We start from the raw sequence: 16,880 nt of genomic DNA on the forward strand, positions 1-16,880 counted from the left end.
GCCGCTCCCCGTGTGCCCTGCCCGGCGTTCTCCGGCAGGGCAACGGGAGGCCGTCAACGAGGATCGCGGCCCGGGGTCGGCCGCGACCGACCCTACGGCTCACCGGCCCAGCGCGCGGATCTGCTTGTTCTCGATGATTTCGGGAGCGCCGGACGGCTTGTCCAGGGCCACCCGGATCATCGCCTGGGCCAGCGCGTCCACCCCTACCGAAAGCGGCCCGTAGAGCGCACGGACCACAGCGTTCGTCCGCCGCGGAAGCACCTTCGCCGGGCGGAAGCAGAACACGTCCAGGCCCGGACGCCGCGCGGCCAGCTCGCGTAGCCCGATCTCGGCGCGGCCCTTCACGCTTCCTGGCTTCACGCCCCAACCGCTGACATAGCAGAATCGAAAATCGCCGGCCACCACCGCGTCGACGAACGCGATCGGGTAATCGACGGTCAACCGCTCGTGGAGCGCCTTGTCACGGCCGGGCGCGAAGCGGCTGCCGAGTGCCCAGATGCAGGCGTCGTGGTCAGCCAACCGGGCGACCAGGTCGGCGTCGTACGCGGTGAAGTCGTCCAACACGAGCGACTCGACTTTGCCCGAGTCGACGGTCACCGGCCGCCGCGCCAGGCACGTCACCCCGGTCACGTCGGGTCGGTCGACCAGGTGCCGGAGCGTCTGCGACCCGATGAACCCGGTCGCCCCGGTGAGAACCACTCGCATCGTCAGCACTTCCACACTGTCTGTCGGGTCCTCCGTGGACGCGTATGCAGTTGGAGGGTGTCAGCGTACCCGCTGACTACCGGGACACGTGACCGGCCGTTGCGCCGAGGCGATACCTACCAGTACTATGCATCATAGTGCTAGGGGTGGAGCGGGTGAGGGTTTCGTGAAGGTAGCCAAGGATCTGGTGGCCGCGTCGGCGACACCGATGGTGCTCGGCATCCTGGCCGAGGGCGAGAGCTACGGCTACGCCATCCTCAGGCGGATCAACGAGCTGTCCGGGGGCGAGCTGGACTGGACCGAGGGGCTGCTGTATCCGTTGCTGCACCGGCTCGAGCGCCTCGGTTATGCGGAGTCGAGCTGGCAGTCGGTCACCGGCGAGCGTAAGCGAAAGTACTACCGCATCACCGACAAGGGCGTGGCCGAGCTGGCCGAGCAGCGCCGGCAGTGGGACACAGTCATGCACGCGCTCAAGGAGATCTGGCATGACCGTCTGCCGCTGACCGTGAACCCGCTGGAGGGCCCCGCATGACAACACCGGACGGGCAGGAGGAGTTGGAAGCGCAGTTCGCGCAGTGGCGCCAGTACGTGCTGCGCCGCAGGGTGCTGCAACCGTCCGACGCCGACGAGCTCGAAGACCACCTCCGCGGCTCCGTCGACGAACTCGTCGCGGTGGGCCTGAGCCCGGATGAGGCGTTCCTGGTCGCGGTCAAACGGATGGGCGGCCTCGACGAACTCTCCCGCGAGTTCGCCCGGGAGCATTCGGAACGGCTGTGGAAGCAGCTGGTGCTGACCGCCGACACCGGCAGCCCGGTCGCCGACCGGCGCTCCCGGCGGGACCTGTGGGCGATGGTCGCCTGCGCGGCGGGCGCGGCGGCGTCCGTCAAGGTGCCGGCACTGTTCGGGCTGAGCTTTGAGCACGACGGCTCGTTCTACGCGCGAAACCTCACCCTGCTCGCGCTGCCCTGGCTGGCGGCGTTCCTGGCCTGGCGCCGGAGAGCCCGACGGCCAGTGATCGCGATCCTGGTGGCGCTGTTCGCTCTCGGCGCCGTGGCGGCCAACGCCTATCCCCTGGCCGACAAGTCGCAGTCCGTGGTCGTCACCAGCATTCACCTTCCCATCGCTCTGTGGCTCGTGGTCGGTCTGGCCTATGTCGCCGACGACTGGCGCTCCTTCCGCCGACGCATGGACTTCATCCGCTTCACCGGCGAGTGGTTCATCTACTTCGTGCTCATGGCCCTCGGCGGCGGCGTACTGGCCGCGTTGCTGTTCAACACCTTCAGGGCCATCGGGATTCTTCCGGACGAGTTCACCTCGAATTGGCTGCTTCCCTGCGGCGCCACGGCTGCGGTCGTCGTGGCCGGGTGGCTCGTCGAGGCCAAGCAGAGTGTCGTCGAGAACATCGCGCCGGTCCTCACCCGGCTGTTCACCCCGCTGTTCACGGCAGCCCTCCTCGCCTTCCTCGTCGCCGTCGTCTGGACCAGCCACGGCATCGACGTCGAGCGCGAAGCGCTGATCCTGTTCGACCTCCTGCTGGTCGTGGTGCTGGGACTGCTGCTCTACTCGCTCTCGGCCCGCGATCCGCTGGCCCCGCCCGGCCCGTTCGACAAACTCCAGCTCGCGCTCGTGGTCAGCGCGTTGGCCATCGACGTGCTGGTGCTGGTGGACATCACCGGGCGCATCACCGACGAGTACGGCAGTACGCCCAACAGGGCGGCCGCGCTCGGCGAGAACGTCATCCTGCTGGTCAACCTCGCGTGGTCGGCGTGGCTCCTGCTGACCTTCATCCGTCGGCGCACGTCGTTCGCGGCGCTCGAACGTTGGCAGACCGGCTACCTGCCGGTCTACGCCGCGTGGGCCTGGATCGTGGTCCTCGCCTTCCCTCCGTTGTTCGGCTACGTCTGACGCTCCGACTGCCGCCGCGAATCGTTCGCGGCGAGCCATCGATAGGCGTCGGCGGTGATGCTGGCGACCATGGCGCTCTTGCCGTCCGTGTAGGCGTCGCGATCGTGGGTGTGCCGGACGGCCAGTTCGCGTTTGAGTCGCGCGTACTGCCGGGCCGCGTGGGGATGGGTTCGCAGGTAGTCACGGAACGCCAGCACGTCGCTGAATCGCGCAGAGCCGGTCGGCACCAGGTGCAGATGATGGGTTCGGCGGGCGGGGCTCGGCTTGCAGAACCAGTGCATGACGTCTTGCCGGTAGGGCGCGTAGCAGTAGTCGAGCTCCGCGAGCAGGTCGATGCAGGGTCGCGACGAGTCGAGGTCCCCGACGCCGACCATGATGTCGATGATCGCCTTTGCGGTCAGACCGGGGACGGCCGTGCTCCCGACATGATGTATTCCGCCGGTGACGTGTGACCCGAGCGCGTCGGCGAGAATGCCGGCCTCGTGCTTGAATTGCGCCGGCCATGCGGGGTCGTAGGCGCGAAGGCTTATCGGCTCGTCGCTCACCGGGAGAACGAGGTTTGTCTCGTCTGCCATGACTCCACCCTGCCACATCGAGGATCGGCTCCGCGGTACCGCGGGTGTGGCTTGTTCGCCGGACCCGCCGTCATCGATGGAACCTTTGGATCGTCCGGATCGGCTGGTGGGCCGATGTGGCGCGGCGCGGTTCGCGCCGTAGCGTCAGGGCAGCCAGAGTCACACACCCTCGTGGGTGCCGCGCGATTCCGTCCCCGTCCTCGATCCGACACTTCAGATAGCCGGAATTCGACAAACATATTCAGCAAGACGCCTGCGCCGAAGCCGTGTCCCCTTCGGGGGGACGGCGAAGCGTCGCAGGCAACCACATCGACCGATCCACTCCGGCGGCACCGCAGACCCTGTGGCGCCCCGGTCGTGTGCGCCCACGATGGCGCAGGGGAGGACTCCGGTGCTGAGAGACGACTCATTACCCAGCTACCAGCAGCTATTCGGCGAGTTGGACTTCAGGACCGACGACGACGCACGATCCGTCTACTCCCCGGGCGCGTACCTGGTCGAACTGCTCGGACTGCTCGAGGAGTCCTTCGACCGGCCGCCGCTGCTGGAACGCCGGCCGGACCTGCGGCGGGTCGTCCTCGACGCGGACAACACCTTCACCGAGACGCCGTACCTGGACATCGTCAACGAGGTGCTGGAGCAGCTGATCGGCGCCGATCCGTACGGGACCCTGAGTACCCGCCTGCACCCGTTGGGGCTGCCGTTCTCGCTGCGCAACGAGCGGCTCAACAGGTACCTGAGCTACCTGGGGGTCACGCGGGAGGAGCTGTACCGGCTCTTCGCGGTCCAGGTGGACCACGACCTGGTGGCCCGGGAGTACCTCGACCTGTCCGCCGAGGACGTCGCGGTGGTGACGACGGCGCTGCCGGACGAGTCCGCGGTCAAGTCCGCCTACGGGCTCGGCGACGGCGACGCGCTGGCCGACCTGCAGGACGTCGAGCGGTTCAGCGCGGCCACCGGGCTGGCCGGGGACCAGGTACGGGAGTTGGTCGGCGTCACCCCGCAGCGCAGCGCGATGAGCCCGGACGGGACGCGGATCGAGCCACCGGCCGGCGCGGACACCGTCGGGGTCGACTGGTTCGAGTGGGCCAACCGGTTCGTCCGGCTGGCCCGGCTGACCGGCCTGACCCTGACCGACCTGGGCCTGGTGCTGTCCAGCTGCTGCGCCGGACGCATCGACGCGCAGGCGCTGCGTACCGTCGCGGTGGTGCTGCGGCTGCGGCGCGACCACGACCTCGCCGTGTCGGAGGTCTGCGAGCTGGCCGGCGCCGTGGACCCGGCGGTGATCGACGGCTGTTCGGGGGACATTCTGGCACCCCACAACCGGGACTACCGGGCTCGGCTGTCGGCCGCGATCGGCGTGTCCGACGCGGACATCGTGACCATCGTCGGTCGCTACCGGCAGCGGTACGACGCGCAGGAGCCGAGCCCGTTCGACCGGGGGGACATCGGGCAGCCGGAGATCACGTTGTTGTCCCGCGTCGGGCGGCTGGCCGGGGCGCTCGGCGTCGCGGTCGACGAGCTGTTCGACGTGGTGGTCGCGCTGGAGAGTGACCCGTCGCTGCCCCGGTACAGCACCTTCACCGTGCTGGGCGCGGCACCCGACCAGACGGGCGACTACTACAAGATCCTGGCCGGCGGCGACCCGCCCGCCAGCCTGTGGCTGACCCAGCTGCTGTTCGCGGTGGTGACCTGGACGCAGGCCACCGGCTTCACCGCCGACGAGCTGGCCGGCATTCTCGGCGGTCGCCCGGAGCACGACGACGGCGACCAGGTCGCGGCGCTGGACGCGCTGAAGCATGCCTTCGACCCGTCCGCGTTGCGCGCCGAGGTGTTCGTGTCGGACCGGTTCGGCGAGCGCGCCGCGAGAGTGATCCACGACGTGCTGGTCGGGTACGGCGACGGGGTGGTCTCCGGCCGGGACGACCGGCTGCTGCGCGTCGATCCGGACGCGGTGCCGGCCGCGGCCTACGACGCGGTGAGCGAGCTGGGGGTGATCACCGCGGCGGACTTCGTCGGGCTCGGCCTGGATCAGCGGCTGACGGCGAAGGTCTTCGGGAATCTGGTGTGGCTCGGGGTGCTGGGGGCGGACGGCACGCTCGCCGTCGAGTCCACCGCCGGGCTGGCGCTGGCCAGCGACTTCAGCGGGTACACCGAGCCGCTGTTCAAGACGATCGGCTCGGTGGTCAACGGCACAGCGGTGTTCTTCCCGTCCGACCTGCTGGTACTGGACGACCTGAGCCCGCAGCGGCAGTCCGAGCTCTACGACAACCTGATCTTCAATAACTACCTGGACGAGGACGGCAACCTCCGGCAACCGGACTTCTTCACCGACGCCGGCAACCTCGCGCGGTTCGCGGTGAACGCGGACCTGTCCGACCTCACCGAGCCGGTGCGACAGCTGCTCGACGAGCGGATCGCGAGGTTCGCGAGCGAGCCGCTGGCGCTGGACCCGGGGATCTTCGCCGCTCTGCCGCTGACCGAGGCGCAGCTCACGGCGCTGACCGAAAGCCTGCGCTTCAACGGGTACCTGGACGACGAGGGTGGCTACCGGGACAAGGCGGCGCTGGCCACGCTGCCGCTTTCCGGTTTCCGGCTCGCGCTGGAGTTCTACCCGAATCGCGCGGCCGTGCTGGACGCGATGCAGGGGCAGGTTGCCGCGTTCAAGACGGCGCTGGACACCTTCAGCCCGGACGACTTCGCCCCGCTCGCCGACGAGGCGATGAGCCGGCGGGTGTTCGACGCGCTGAACGGCAGGTACACCGGCGGCGGGCGGGTGCTGGACGAGACCCTGTTCGCCGACCCGGCGGGCACGCTCGAGCTGGGGCCCGACTACACCGACTTGGAGCGGCAGACCGTCTACCGGCGGATCGTCACGGTGCTGGCCGACCAGGAGCCGTACCGGCTCGGGTCCGCGGCGCTGACCGGTCTCGGCTTCACCGACGACGAGCGGGATCAGCTGTTCGCCTGGCTGATCGAGGTGGGCCTGCTCGACGACAGGCACGCGGTGACACCGGACTGGCTGCCGTACCTGCGGACCGTCAGCCACGCACTGGAGTTCGTCGTGCCCGGGCTGGAGGACTACAGCACCGACATCTTCTTCCTGCTGCACGCGGTCGCGGGCGCGCAGGACGCGGCCATCGCCGAGCTCGGCCAGCGGCTGACCGACCAGGCGCGGGTGCAGCAGAGCAGCCTCTACGGCGGGCTCGCGGACGCGTTCGGCGTACCGGTCGCGGCGGTGGCGGCGATCGCTGAGGCGGTCACCGGCGGGCCGCGGCAGGCGTTGGAGGTGCTCATGGCCCCGGTGCTGGCGGCCGCGGACGACACCGGGGAGGTCAACGCTGTCCCGGCCGACCCGCACTTCCAGCTCGCCTACCGCCGGATACGCCGCTTCGCGGTGCTGGCGGCCAAGCTCGGCCTGGACCCAACCGAGATCACCGCCGTGTTCACCGACCAGGATCTGGTCGGCAAGTTCCCGGAGCACCTGGCGCTGCCGCCCGGCGTGACCCGCTTCGACACGCTGCTGGACAGCCTCGACGGCACCATCTACGCCTTCGGCCCCGGCGGCTACTGGACCTACTCCGCGACCACGTACGCGCTGGCCGACCCGGCGCCGCACCCGCTGTCCGAGCTGTCCGACCGGTTCGGCGCGCTGGTCAGGGTCGACGCCGCGTTCCGCCGCGACACCGGCACGGAGTGGCTCATCGGCCGCGACGCCGAGGGCGCTTCGCACACCTTCACCCGGGAGCAGGGCAGCACCCGCTGGGTACCCCGCGACCAGGTCTGGGGCAGGATCCGCAACAACTTCGACGACCCGGCGCGCATCGACGCCGCGTTCGTCGACTCCGACGGGCGGACCTACCTGTTCAGCGGCGACCAGTACGTGCGCTACTCCAGCGGCCACTTCGTCACGGTGGACGAGGGGTACCCGCGGGACACCGCGCAGTGGTGGGAACGGGAGCAGCTGGGCGCACCGTTGCCGCCGGCGTTCCGGGCCTCGATCGACGCCGGCTTCCTCGGCCGGGACAACCGCATCCACCTGTTCGCCGGGGACAGCTGGCTGGCCAGCGGCGCCGACCAGAGCCCACGACCCCTCGCCGAAGTCTGGGGCCGGGTCCGCAACACCCTCGCCCGCGCCGACCGGGTCGACGCCGCGCAGGTCGACGGCCCGCTGGTCCGGTTCTTCGCCGGCGACCAGCAGGTCGCGTACTCCGACTGCGTGGAGAACGACGGCGTGCTGGCGGACGAGGGGTACCCGCGCCGGATCGCCGACGTCCCGCCCGCGTTCGAGGGCCGCGTCGACGCGGCATTCGTCGACGCCACCGGCGTGACACACCTGTTCCGCGGCGACCGGACAGTCGCCCTGACCGGTTCGGACGCCGAGGTCGTCGCGACCGCGCAGCGCTGGGGGGTGCTGCGCCCGGCGCTGCCCAGCGGCACCGTGGACGCTGCCCTCGTCGGGCTCGACGGCCAGACGTACCTGTTCAGCGGCGACACCTACCTGCGCTACTCCACGGACGACTATTCCGTGGTCGACCCCGGCTACCCCCGGCTGATCAGTCGCGACTGGGGCGGGCTGACCCAGGTGGACGCCGGCACGGTGCTCGACGGCGCCGCGTACCTGTTCGGCGTCGGTGGACTGCTGTTCGACCTGCCGCCGGAGCTGGACCCGGGCGACCTGACACCGGCGCTGCGCAACCGGTTCGCCGAGCACGGGCTGACCCCGACGCGGGTGGACGGTGCGGCGCCGGAGTGGCGCGTCGAGACCGAGGAAGGGATCACGCTGACCGTCCGTCGGGAGGGCAAGCGGGTCAAGGTCTTCGGTGACGGCTCCCGGTTCTACGTCCGGTACTCCACCAACGACTACGGCACCCCCGACGCCGGCTACCCCAAGCCGCTGACCGACAACTGGTGGAACCTGCCCGACGGCATGCAGTTCGGGCCCATCGACGCGGTGTTCACCGGCCCGGACGAGCGCACCTACCTGTTCTCGGGCGGCCGGTTCGTCACCTTCGACGCCCGGCACCGCTGGTGGTCGCAGCCGCAGAGCCTGCACGAGCACTGGGACAGCATTCCGTTCGACCGTCTGGACGCCGCCTTCGTCGGCCACGACGGCCGCACCTACCTGTTCTGCGAGGACCAGTACGTGCGCTACTCCGGCGGCGACTACACGCAGGTCGACGACGGCTACCCGCGCACCGTCGACGCGTTCTGGGGCAACGTCGTCAACACCATCGCCCGTACCGGGCGGGTGGACGCCACGCTGGTGATGGACGTGACCGAAACCGTCGACGGGATCGACGTGCCGCGCAGCTACACCTACCTGTTCTCCGGCAACCAGTACGTGCGGTACGCCAGCGGCGACTACGCGGTGGTGGAAGACGGGTACCCGCGCCCCGTCGGGCAGCTCAACTCCGAACCCGGGCTGGGCGCGCTGGACGTCATCCTGGACCGGGTCGACGCCGCCTTCGCCGACCGGCGCACCGCGTACCTGTTCCGCGACGACGTGTGCCACGTGGTCTCGGCCAGCGCGTACCGGCGCTACGACGACATCCCGTGCCTGCCCGGGATGAGCAGCGCCTTCATCGAGAACGGCGCGGTGCTGGTGCAGAAGCCGGAGGGCTGGATGCACCGCTCCTCGCTGGAGGGGCGCGCGGTGAGCGCGACGCCGTTCCGGCCCCGGACGCTGCGCACCGTACCGGAGGCGTTCCGCACCGGCCTGGACGCCGTGCTGACCGGGGCGGACGGCAACACGTACCTGTTCAAGGGCCCGGCCTGTTTCAACGTCGGGCTGGGCCGGGAGTACCCGCTGGCCGACGAGTGGGGCCGGCCCCGCAACCTGATCTACCAGAACGGCGCGGTGGACGCCGCGTTCGTCGGCACGGATCAGAGGGTCTACCTGTTCAGCGGCGACCAGTTCGTGGTGTACCCGGACCCGTCGGCGACCACCATTGACGGCGACCCGCGCCCGATCGAGGCGCACTGGGCCGGCCTGACCAGCGTGGGTCTGGCCTACGTGCGCGACGGCCGGACATACCTGTTCGAGAAGCCGGACGACGCGGGGACGATGCGGTGCGTGGTCTACTCCGGCGCCGACTACCGCCGGCCCGACGACGGGTACCCGGCGACCGTCGACGCCGGGTTCTGGGGCGCACCGGAGGGCTTCGGCATCCCTGACGCGGTGCTGTTCGAGGGCGACACCATGCTGCTGCTGCGTGGGCGCAGTTGCCTGTCCTACGACGCAAAGGCCGGGCGGTGGTCGTACCCGCGCCCGATCGACCGGCTGTGGCCGGGCTTCGACCAGTTCGTCTCGGGACGCGGCGCAGGCCGCCTGCGCGCCGCCTTCACCGCGGCCGACGGAGCTACCTACTTCTTCGTCGGTGACCGGTACACGCGCTACGCCGACGGGACCTTCTCCGCGCCCGCGCCGACGCGGGAACGGTGGGGCCTGTCCGGCAACCCGTTCGTGCCCGCCGACGGCAGCGGGTCGGTGGACGCCGCGTTCGTCTGGCGCGGCGAGCAGACCTACCTGTTCTCCCAGGACCACTACGTGCGCTACACCGGGCCCGAGTACCGCTACATCGACGCCGGGTACCCGAAGAAAATCGCCGGCAACCTGCGCACCGAGGAGCCGTTCGTCAACCTGCCGGAGTCGTTTGAGGACGCGCTGGGCCAGCCCGGCGAGCCCAGCGGCATCGACGCGATCGTGGCCAACGACCGCAACGTCTACATCTTCATCGGCGGCACCTGCCACGCGGTGTCCCGCGCACTGACCGCCACGATCGGCATCGACACCCTGGGCAAAATCCGTAACACCATCGCTGAGCGGCAGCGGGTGGACGCGACGCTCGTCGCCGACGGGCACACCTACCTGTTCTCCGGCGACCAGTACGTGCGTTACTCCGGCTACGACCACCGGTGGGTGGACGACGGCTACCCGAAGTCGATCGGCGACGCGCTGCCGGGCGAACTGCGCCTGCTGCCGCTGCCGGACGAGTTCGCCGACGGGCTGGACGCCGCCTGGCGTACCCCGGACGGCCGGGACACCTACCTGTTCAAGGGCAGGGAATTCCTGCACGGCGGCGACCTGCGGCCGGTCACCGACCAGTGGGGCAAGGTGGACAACGCGTTCACCACCGGGGCGCCGGGGCTCGACGCCGCCTTCGTCGCGCCGACCGGCGAGCTCTACGCCTTCCGCGCCGGGCAGTACCTGCGGTACCCGGCCGGCCGGCTCGCCCAGCCCGATCCGGACCAGCCCGATCCGGATTTCTCCGCACTGGCCGAGGAGGGCTTCCCGCGTACCGTGAAGGACGACTGGGGCGACCTGCCTGACGACTTCGAGACCGGCCCGGACGGCGCCTTCAGCTTCGAGGGCCGCACCTATCTGGTCAAGGGCGACCGGTACGTGCGCTATCGCGAAGGCCGCTACGACCAGGTGGAGCCGACCTTCCCGCAGGAGTTCGCGCACCGCTGGTCGTCCTCGGCCGACTACCGGCTGGGCGACCTGCACACCATCGTCCGGTTCGTGGACCTGGCCCGCGCGCACCCGGACGGCCTGGCCGCGTTCCTGGTCACCGGAGACCAGGACCCGTACGCGTACCTGTCGGACCTGTTCGGTTGGGATGCGGAGGAGCTGCGCTGGGCCAGGCGCAACAGCGCCCTGCTCACCCCGGCCACCGACGAGGAGACCCGGTTCGAGATCGAGTTCCTGCTCGCGCTGGTGGACGCGTTCGCGCTGGCCGGCAAGCTGGGCGCCGGACTGTCGCAGGTCTACACCCTCGTCTGGTCGAAGCTCTACGACACCGACACCGACACCGACACCGACACCGCAGTCGCGGCCGACGCTGCGGCCGGCACCGAGACCGCGGCCGGCACCGACACGGACGGCGCGGCAGGCACCGGCGTCGCGGACGACACCGAGACCGACGCCGACGTCGCGGCCGACTCCGATGTCGACGTCGACGCCGCGGCCGACGCGCTGTACCAGCTGCTCGAAGCGCGTACCGCCGCGACCGACTGGGCCGTCCTTTCCGCACAGCTGGACAACGAACTCAACGTGCTCAAACGCGACGCCCTGGTGCCCACGGTCATCGAGCTGAATCCGCTGCTGCGCACCTCCCGGGACCTGTTCGAGCAGCTGCTGATCGACGTGGACATGGGCAGCGCCGGCACCACCTCGCGGGTGCGCGAGGCCATCTCGGCGACCCAGCTGTTCCTTCACCGCTACCTGCTGGACCTGGAGGCGGTCACGCTGCCCGAGGGCGCCGACCCGGACGAGGTGCGGCAGCGGCTGAAGCGCTGGTGGAGCTGGATGCGCAACTACCCGAACTGGGTGGCCAACCGGAAGGTCTTCCTCTACCCGGAGAACTACGTACGCCCCGAGCTGCGCGGCGACAAGACTCCGGCCTTCGTCACGCTGGAAAACGACCTGCTGCAGGGCGAAATCACCGACGACAGCGTGCGCACGGCGTACAAGCGCTACCTCGACGAGTACACCGAGGTTTCCCGACTGGCGATCGCGGGCGGCTACGTCTACATCCCCGACGACGTCCCGGCGGGTACCCGCCGGCTGGTGCTGTTCGGCCGGACCCGCACGGAGCCCAAGCGCTACTACTACCGCGAAGCCGAGTTCCGCGACGGGGACAAGCTCTCCGCCTCCTGGGACCCGTGGCTGAAGGTGGACGTGCAGATCGACGCCGAGCGCGTCGACCCGGTGCACGCGTTCGGGCGGGTGTTCGTCTTCTGGCCGGTCGTGGAGACGGTGCTGCCCGACGACCTGGCGACGACCACCATCGTGGCCAAGCAGGACGGCGACGCGCAGACGGTGACCGCGCCGCCCCCAATGTACCGGGTACGCATCTGCTACTCGTTCGGCAACCTCAACCAGGAGTGGGTGCCGGCCCAGGTGCTCGCGGTGGACACGACGCAGGCCGGCCCGATCTTCGACGTGAGCCTGTACGTGCAGGCATCCCGGACCGTGCCTGGCGGCCCGTCCGGCAACCACGACTCGATAGTCGTCTCCTGCTCCTACACCGTAGCCGGGCCCACCGGCCCGCAGGCGGTCAGCTCCGCGTTCTCGCTCACCCCCGAGCTGTACGGGCTGCGTGCCGAGGGGACGGTGCCGCCGGCGGGGCCCGCCGACCTGGACCTGATCTTCGCCGAGCCGGACACCAGTCCGATCGACCCGGCACAGGTGGTGCGGTTCAACGCCCCCGCCGACACGCAGGACGGGCCCTGGTTCAGCGTCGACCACAAGGGCGGCAGTTTCCTGTGCCGGCCGATCACCGTGCCCACCGAGCCGCAGCCGACGCAGCCGCTGCGGGACAACAGCGACCGGCTGCCGAGCAGCTGGCGGCGCATCGACGCCGCGTTTCGGCTCAGCGACTCCACGACGTACTTCTTCACCAACACCTACCAGAAGTTCAAGGTGATCACGGCGGACACGGCCACCGCCGGCCGGGCCAACCTGGTCACCGCCGACCGATGGGGAATCATCGGCACCAACCTGAACCAGACGGGTGTGGTGGATGCCGTGCTGGTCCGCACCGACCACGTGTACCTGTTCTCCGGCACGGAGTACTACCGCTACCCGTCGGGCGCCCTGGGCGCGCTCGAGACCGGCTACCCGATGCCGATCGGCACCAACACCGACAATCTGCCGCGCTGGTCGCGCATTGACGCGGCGTTCACCTCGCCCGACGGCACCGAATACTTCTACTCCCGCGCCCAGAACGGGGTGGTGACCTCCACCGACCTGGGAAAGGTACGCAAGCTGGGTGACCTGTGGCCGGTACCGCCCGACGTCACCCTGGACACCGTCGCCTACGTGGGCGACCGGGCGTACCTGATCTTCGGCGACCGGTACCTTCCGGTGACAGCACAGCCGCCGGACCCGAAGGACAAGGACGGCAAGGACAAGGACGGGCGGCAACCGCTGGCCGGCAACAAGCTCGGGCTGCCCGAGACGGCCCCCGGTGGCCCGTCGGCGCCGTACCTGGGTGGCGTGGTCCGGTTCGACAACGCCGGCAAGTCCTACGTCGTGCTGGCCGCCGACCAGGACGACCAGCCGCGGCGGACCATCGACCTGGGCCGGATCCCGACCGCCATCACCAGTACCGGGAAGGTCGAGGCGGCCTACCTCGCCGGGGACAAGCTCTACCTCACCTCGGGCAGCGAATTCGTCCGGTACACCCTGACCGGCACCACGATCCCCGCCGTGATCGACGCCGGCTACCCCAAGCCACTGGCCGAGCCGGTCAACGGCGTCTTCCGTCGCGACGACCGGCGGTACGTGATCAGCGGATCCCGGTACGCGGTGCTCGCCGACGGGCTCGAACTGGACGCGCCGCTGACCTACTTCCCGATCCAGGGCAACTGGCAGGCGCTGCCGGCCGGCGTTCCCGGCGGGCTCACCGGAGTCCTGGACACCAGCAACACGATCTTCTTCTTCCTGGACAAGCAGTACGCCGCCTACCCGACCTCGGGAGCCATCCCGCCCCCGTACGAGATCGCGGCGCTGCCCCACGAGATCATCCGGCTGACCTCCAGCACCGCGTACGAACTCAACCGCCAGCTGCTCGTCGGCGGGGTGGACTCGCTGTTGACCCCGCAGACCCAGGAGACCGACGAGCTGCCCGCGTTCAGCGCCAGCCGGTCGGACGCCACCACCATCCAGGTGCTCCCCCAGGTCATGACCGCCGGCGCCCCAACCAGCTCGTACCTGGACTTCACCAGCGCAAACGGCGGCTACTACTGGGAGATCTTCTTCCACGCGCCGCTGCTGATCGCGCAGGCGCTCAACAGCGCCCAGCGGTTCGAGGACGCCCAGCGGTGGTACGAGTACATCTTCGACCCCACGCAGCGCACGGACTACTGGCGCTTCGTGCCGTTCCTCGCCGTCGACGTGAACGCCCTGGTGGCGAGCTGCCGCGGCGACCTGGCCGATCTCGGCGACACCGCGGTGCAGTCCGCGCTGGAGCCGGTCCTGCAGGCGGTGGCGGCGACGGCGCCGGCCTTCGGCCAGGCCCGGGAGCTGACCACCGACGAGCGGGCGTACCTGAACGGCCTGGCCGGCGACGGGCTGAACGAGATCACCACGGAGCTGAACGCGCTGGCCCCGGCCGATGTCGTGCGCAGGCTGCAGGAGCGGGTAGCGATGATCGCCCGGCTGGGCCGGCAGTACGACCTCATGGGCGACCGGGGCGCCATGGTCAAGGCGTACCTGGACGACCCGTTCGATCCGCACGCGATCGCCGAACTACGGCCGGTGGCCTACCGGCGGGCGGTGGTGATGGCCTACATCGACAACCTGATCGACTGGGCCGACATGCTGTTCCGGCAGTACACCGCGGAGAGCGTCGACGAGGCGCGGATGCTCTACATCGTCGCCTACGATCTGCTCGGCCAGCGCCCCTACGACCTGGGCGCACGGGCGCTACCTCCGGCGGCCAGCTACGAGGCGCTCGACAGCGCGCCGGCCGCAGCCGGCGCGCAGGCCGATTACCTGACCGCCGACGGCACGCTGCTGGACGGCGCCGGATCGGTGCACGCCGGCGTCGCGCACCCGTACTTCTACGTTCCGGACAACAGCACCTTCTTCGACTACTGGACGCTGGTCGAGGACCGGCTGCGCAAGATCCGCCAGTCGCTGGACATCATGGGCATCAGCCGCCCGATCCCGCTGTTCGAGCCGCCGGCCGACGTGCTGGCGCTGGTGCGCGGCGCGGCCACCGGCACCGCGTTGGACCAGGTCGCGGCCGGCGCCGCGGTACCCATGCCCTACTACCGGTTCGCCTACCTGTTCGCTAAGGCGGAGGACCTGGTCGACCGGCTTCGCCAGTTCGGCGGCGACCTGCTCAGCACGATAGAGCGGCGCGACGCGGAGCAGCTGTCCATGCTCCAGCAGCGGCAGGAGGCGGCGATCCTGGAACTGACCCGGGGCGGCAAGGAGGCCGAGCTCGTCATCGCCAACGAACACCTGCTGGAGATGCGGGCCGCGGCCGACGGCGCCGCCACCCGCGTCACGCACTACGAACAGCTCATCGCCGCCGGCCTGTCCCCGGTGCAGCAGGCGCAGATCTCCATGATGTCCCTCGGCGCGACCGCTCACTTCACCGCCAGCGGACTGAAGATCGGCGCGGCGGTCGCCAAGGGAATGCCCGAGGCGCTGATCGGGCCGTTCATCTTCGGTACCGAGGTCGGCGGGGACGAGATCGGCGGCGCGCTGGATGCCGGGGCGGACGTCGCCTCGACGCTGGGCGAGGGGTTCAGCCTCCTCGCCGAGCTGCTCGCCATCCAGGTCGACCAGGACCGCACGGTTCAGGACTGGAACGTCCAGCTGGCCACCGCGCGCACCGACGTGGCCCAGATCGCACACCAGGTGGCGGCGGCCGAGTTGCAGGTCACCATCGCGCAGCGCGAGCTGGACATCCTCAACCGGCAGGCGACGAACAACGCGGAGGTGACCACGTTCCTGACCGAGAAGTTCGCCGGCGTCGACCTCTACAGCTGGATGGTCGGCCGGCTGTCCACAATGTACTTCCAGAGCTACCACCTCGCCTACGACACCGCCCGCGCGGCCGAGCGCGCCTACCAGTTCGAGCGGGGCATCGACGGCGGCACCAGCTACATCCAGCCGACGTACTGGGAGAGCCGGCGCCAGGGCCTGCTCGCCGCCGAAGGTCTCGGGCTGGACCTGCAACGGCTGGGTAAGGCCTACGTCGACGCGGACCGCCGCAGTATGGAGATCACCAAGCGGATTTCGTTGCTGGCCCTGGACCCGCTGGCCCTGCTGGACCTGAAGAACACCGGGCGGTGCGAGTTCGCGCTGACCGAGGCGCTGTTCGACCGCGACTTCCCCGGGCACTACCGCCGCCAGATCCGCACGCTCAGCGTCTCCTTCGACACCGACCAGGCAGCCGTGGGCGTGAACGCCACCCTGACCCAGTTGGACAACAAGACGGTGCTGTCGGCCGATCCCCAGGCGGTCAAGTTCCTTCTGGACCCCAAAGGAAACCCGCCGGCGACGCTGCGCGGCGACTGGCGGGCCAGCCAGCAGATCGCCTTGTCAGACATCGAAGATTACCGGGACAACAACGGGCTGTTCGAGCTGCGCTTCGACGACGACCGGTACCTGCCGTTCGAAGGTACCGGGGCGGTGTCCCGGTGGCGTCTGGACACCGGCGGCAAACTGCCACCGGCCGAGTTGCGGGACGTGACGATCGTCGTCAAGTACACCGCTGACCCCGGCGGGGACGCCTTCGCCACCGCCGTGCGGGGCATGCTCAAGCCGTACCCCGCGGCCCGCTTTTTCGATGTGGCCACCGACTTCCCCGACGCCTGGGCGCAGTTCCTCGACAACGGCTCGGACACCCTGGTCCTGCCGCTGGCCCCGGACCTGTTCCCGGACATCAGCGGCCGGCAGATCACCGGCGTCTACGCGAAGTACCAGCTCACCGCGCCCGGCGCCGCCCGGTTCCAGCTCGGCGGGGACGCCCGGCTCGCGCTGGCCGACGGCAAGCTGCTCACCACGCCGGGCCTGGTTCTCGGCGCGGCCGGCTGGACGCTGCGGCTGGACGGCGACAAGTCCGCACTCAACGACGTCGGCCTGGTGCTGACCTACCGGGCCGGCCGTTAGGCGCCTCACGGGAAGGACCCGCACATGCAGCCGGAGCGACCGACAAGAGTACTGAAGAA

The 16,880-nt window shown here is 70.0% G+C and carries 5 protein-coding genes; 3 read left to right on the plus strand and 2 right to left on the minus strand.

Annotation, left to right across the window (positions count from 1 at the left end):
• Positions 1–99: 99 nt before the first annotated feature.
• Positions 100–705, minus strand: coding sequence for an NAD(P)H-binding protein (locus ABEA87_RS04855; protein ID WP_345626566.1), 606 nt, complete (start codon positions 703–705; stop codon positions 100–102).
• A 166-nt stretch (positions 706–871) separates the two neighbouring features.
• Between ABEA87_RS04855 and ABEA87_RS04860 the strand changes: the two genes are divergently transcribed.
• Both ABEA87_RS04860 and ABEA87_RS04865 read left to right on the plus strand, forming a co-directional pair.
• Positions 872–1,237 carry a PadR family transcriptional regulator gene (locus tag ABEA87_RS04860; protein ID WP_345626419.1) on the plus strand — a complete coding sequence of 122 codons (366 nt, stop codon included), beginning with the start codon at positions 872–874 and terminating at the stop codon, positions 1,235–1,237.
• Positions 1,234–2,610, plus strand: coding sequence for a permease prefix domain 1-containing protein (locus ABEA87_RS04865; RefSeq protein ID WP_345626421.1), 1,377 nt, complete (start codon positions 1,234–1,236; stop codon positions 2,608–2,610). Before ABEA87_RS04860 ends, ABEA87_RS04865 begins: the two co-directional genes overlap by 4 nt.
• On the opposite strand, the gene ABEA87_RS04870 is transcribed toward ABEA87_RS04865, so the two are convergent.
• Positions 2,601–3,155, minus strand: coding sequence for a GrpB family protein (locus ABEA87_RS04870; protein WP_345626423.1), 555 nt, complete (start codon positions 3,153–3,155; stop codon positions 2,601–2,603). The two genes, ABEA87_RS04865 and ABEA87_RS04870, sit on opposite strands and share 10 nt — an antisense overlap.
• Positions 3,156–3,576: 421 nt before the next feature.
• Here ABEA87_RS04870 and ABEA87_RS04875 point away from each other — a divergent pair, with 421 nt between their 5' ends.
• The gene (locus ABEA87_RS04875) at positions 3,577–16,821 is read left to right on the plus strand and encodes a Tc toxin subunit A-related protein (protein ID WP_345626425.1); all 13,245 of its coding nucleotides are present in this window, start codon (positions 3,577–3,579) and stop codon (positions 16,819–16,821) included.
• Positions 16,822–16,880 lie beyond the last annotated feature (59 nt).

It is taken from the genome of Rugosimonospora acidiphila (genome assembly GCF_039543385.1).
GTDB classification, from domain to species: Bacteria; Actinomycetota; Actinomycetes; order Mycobacteriales; family Micromonosporaceae; genus Rugosimonospora; species Rugosimonospora acidiphila.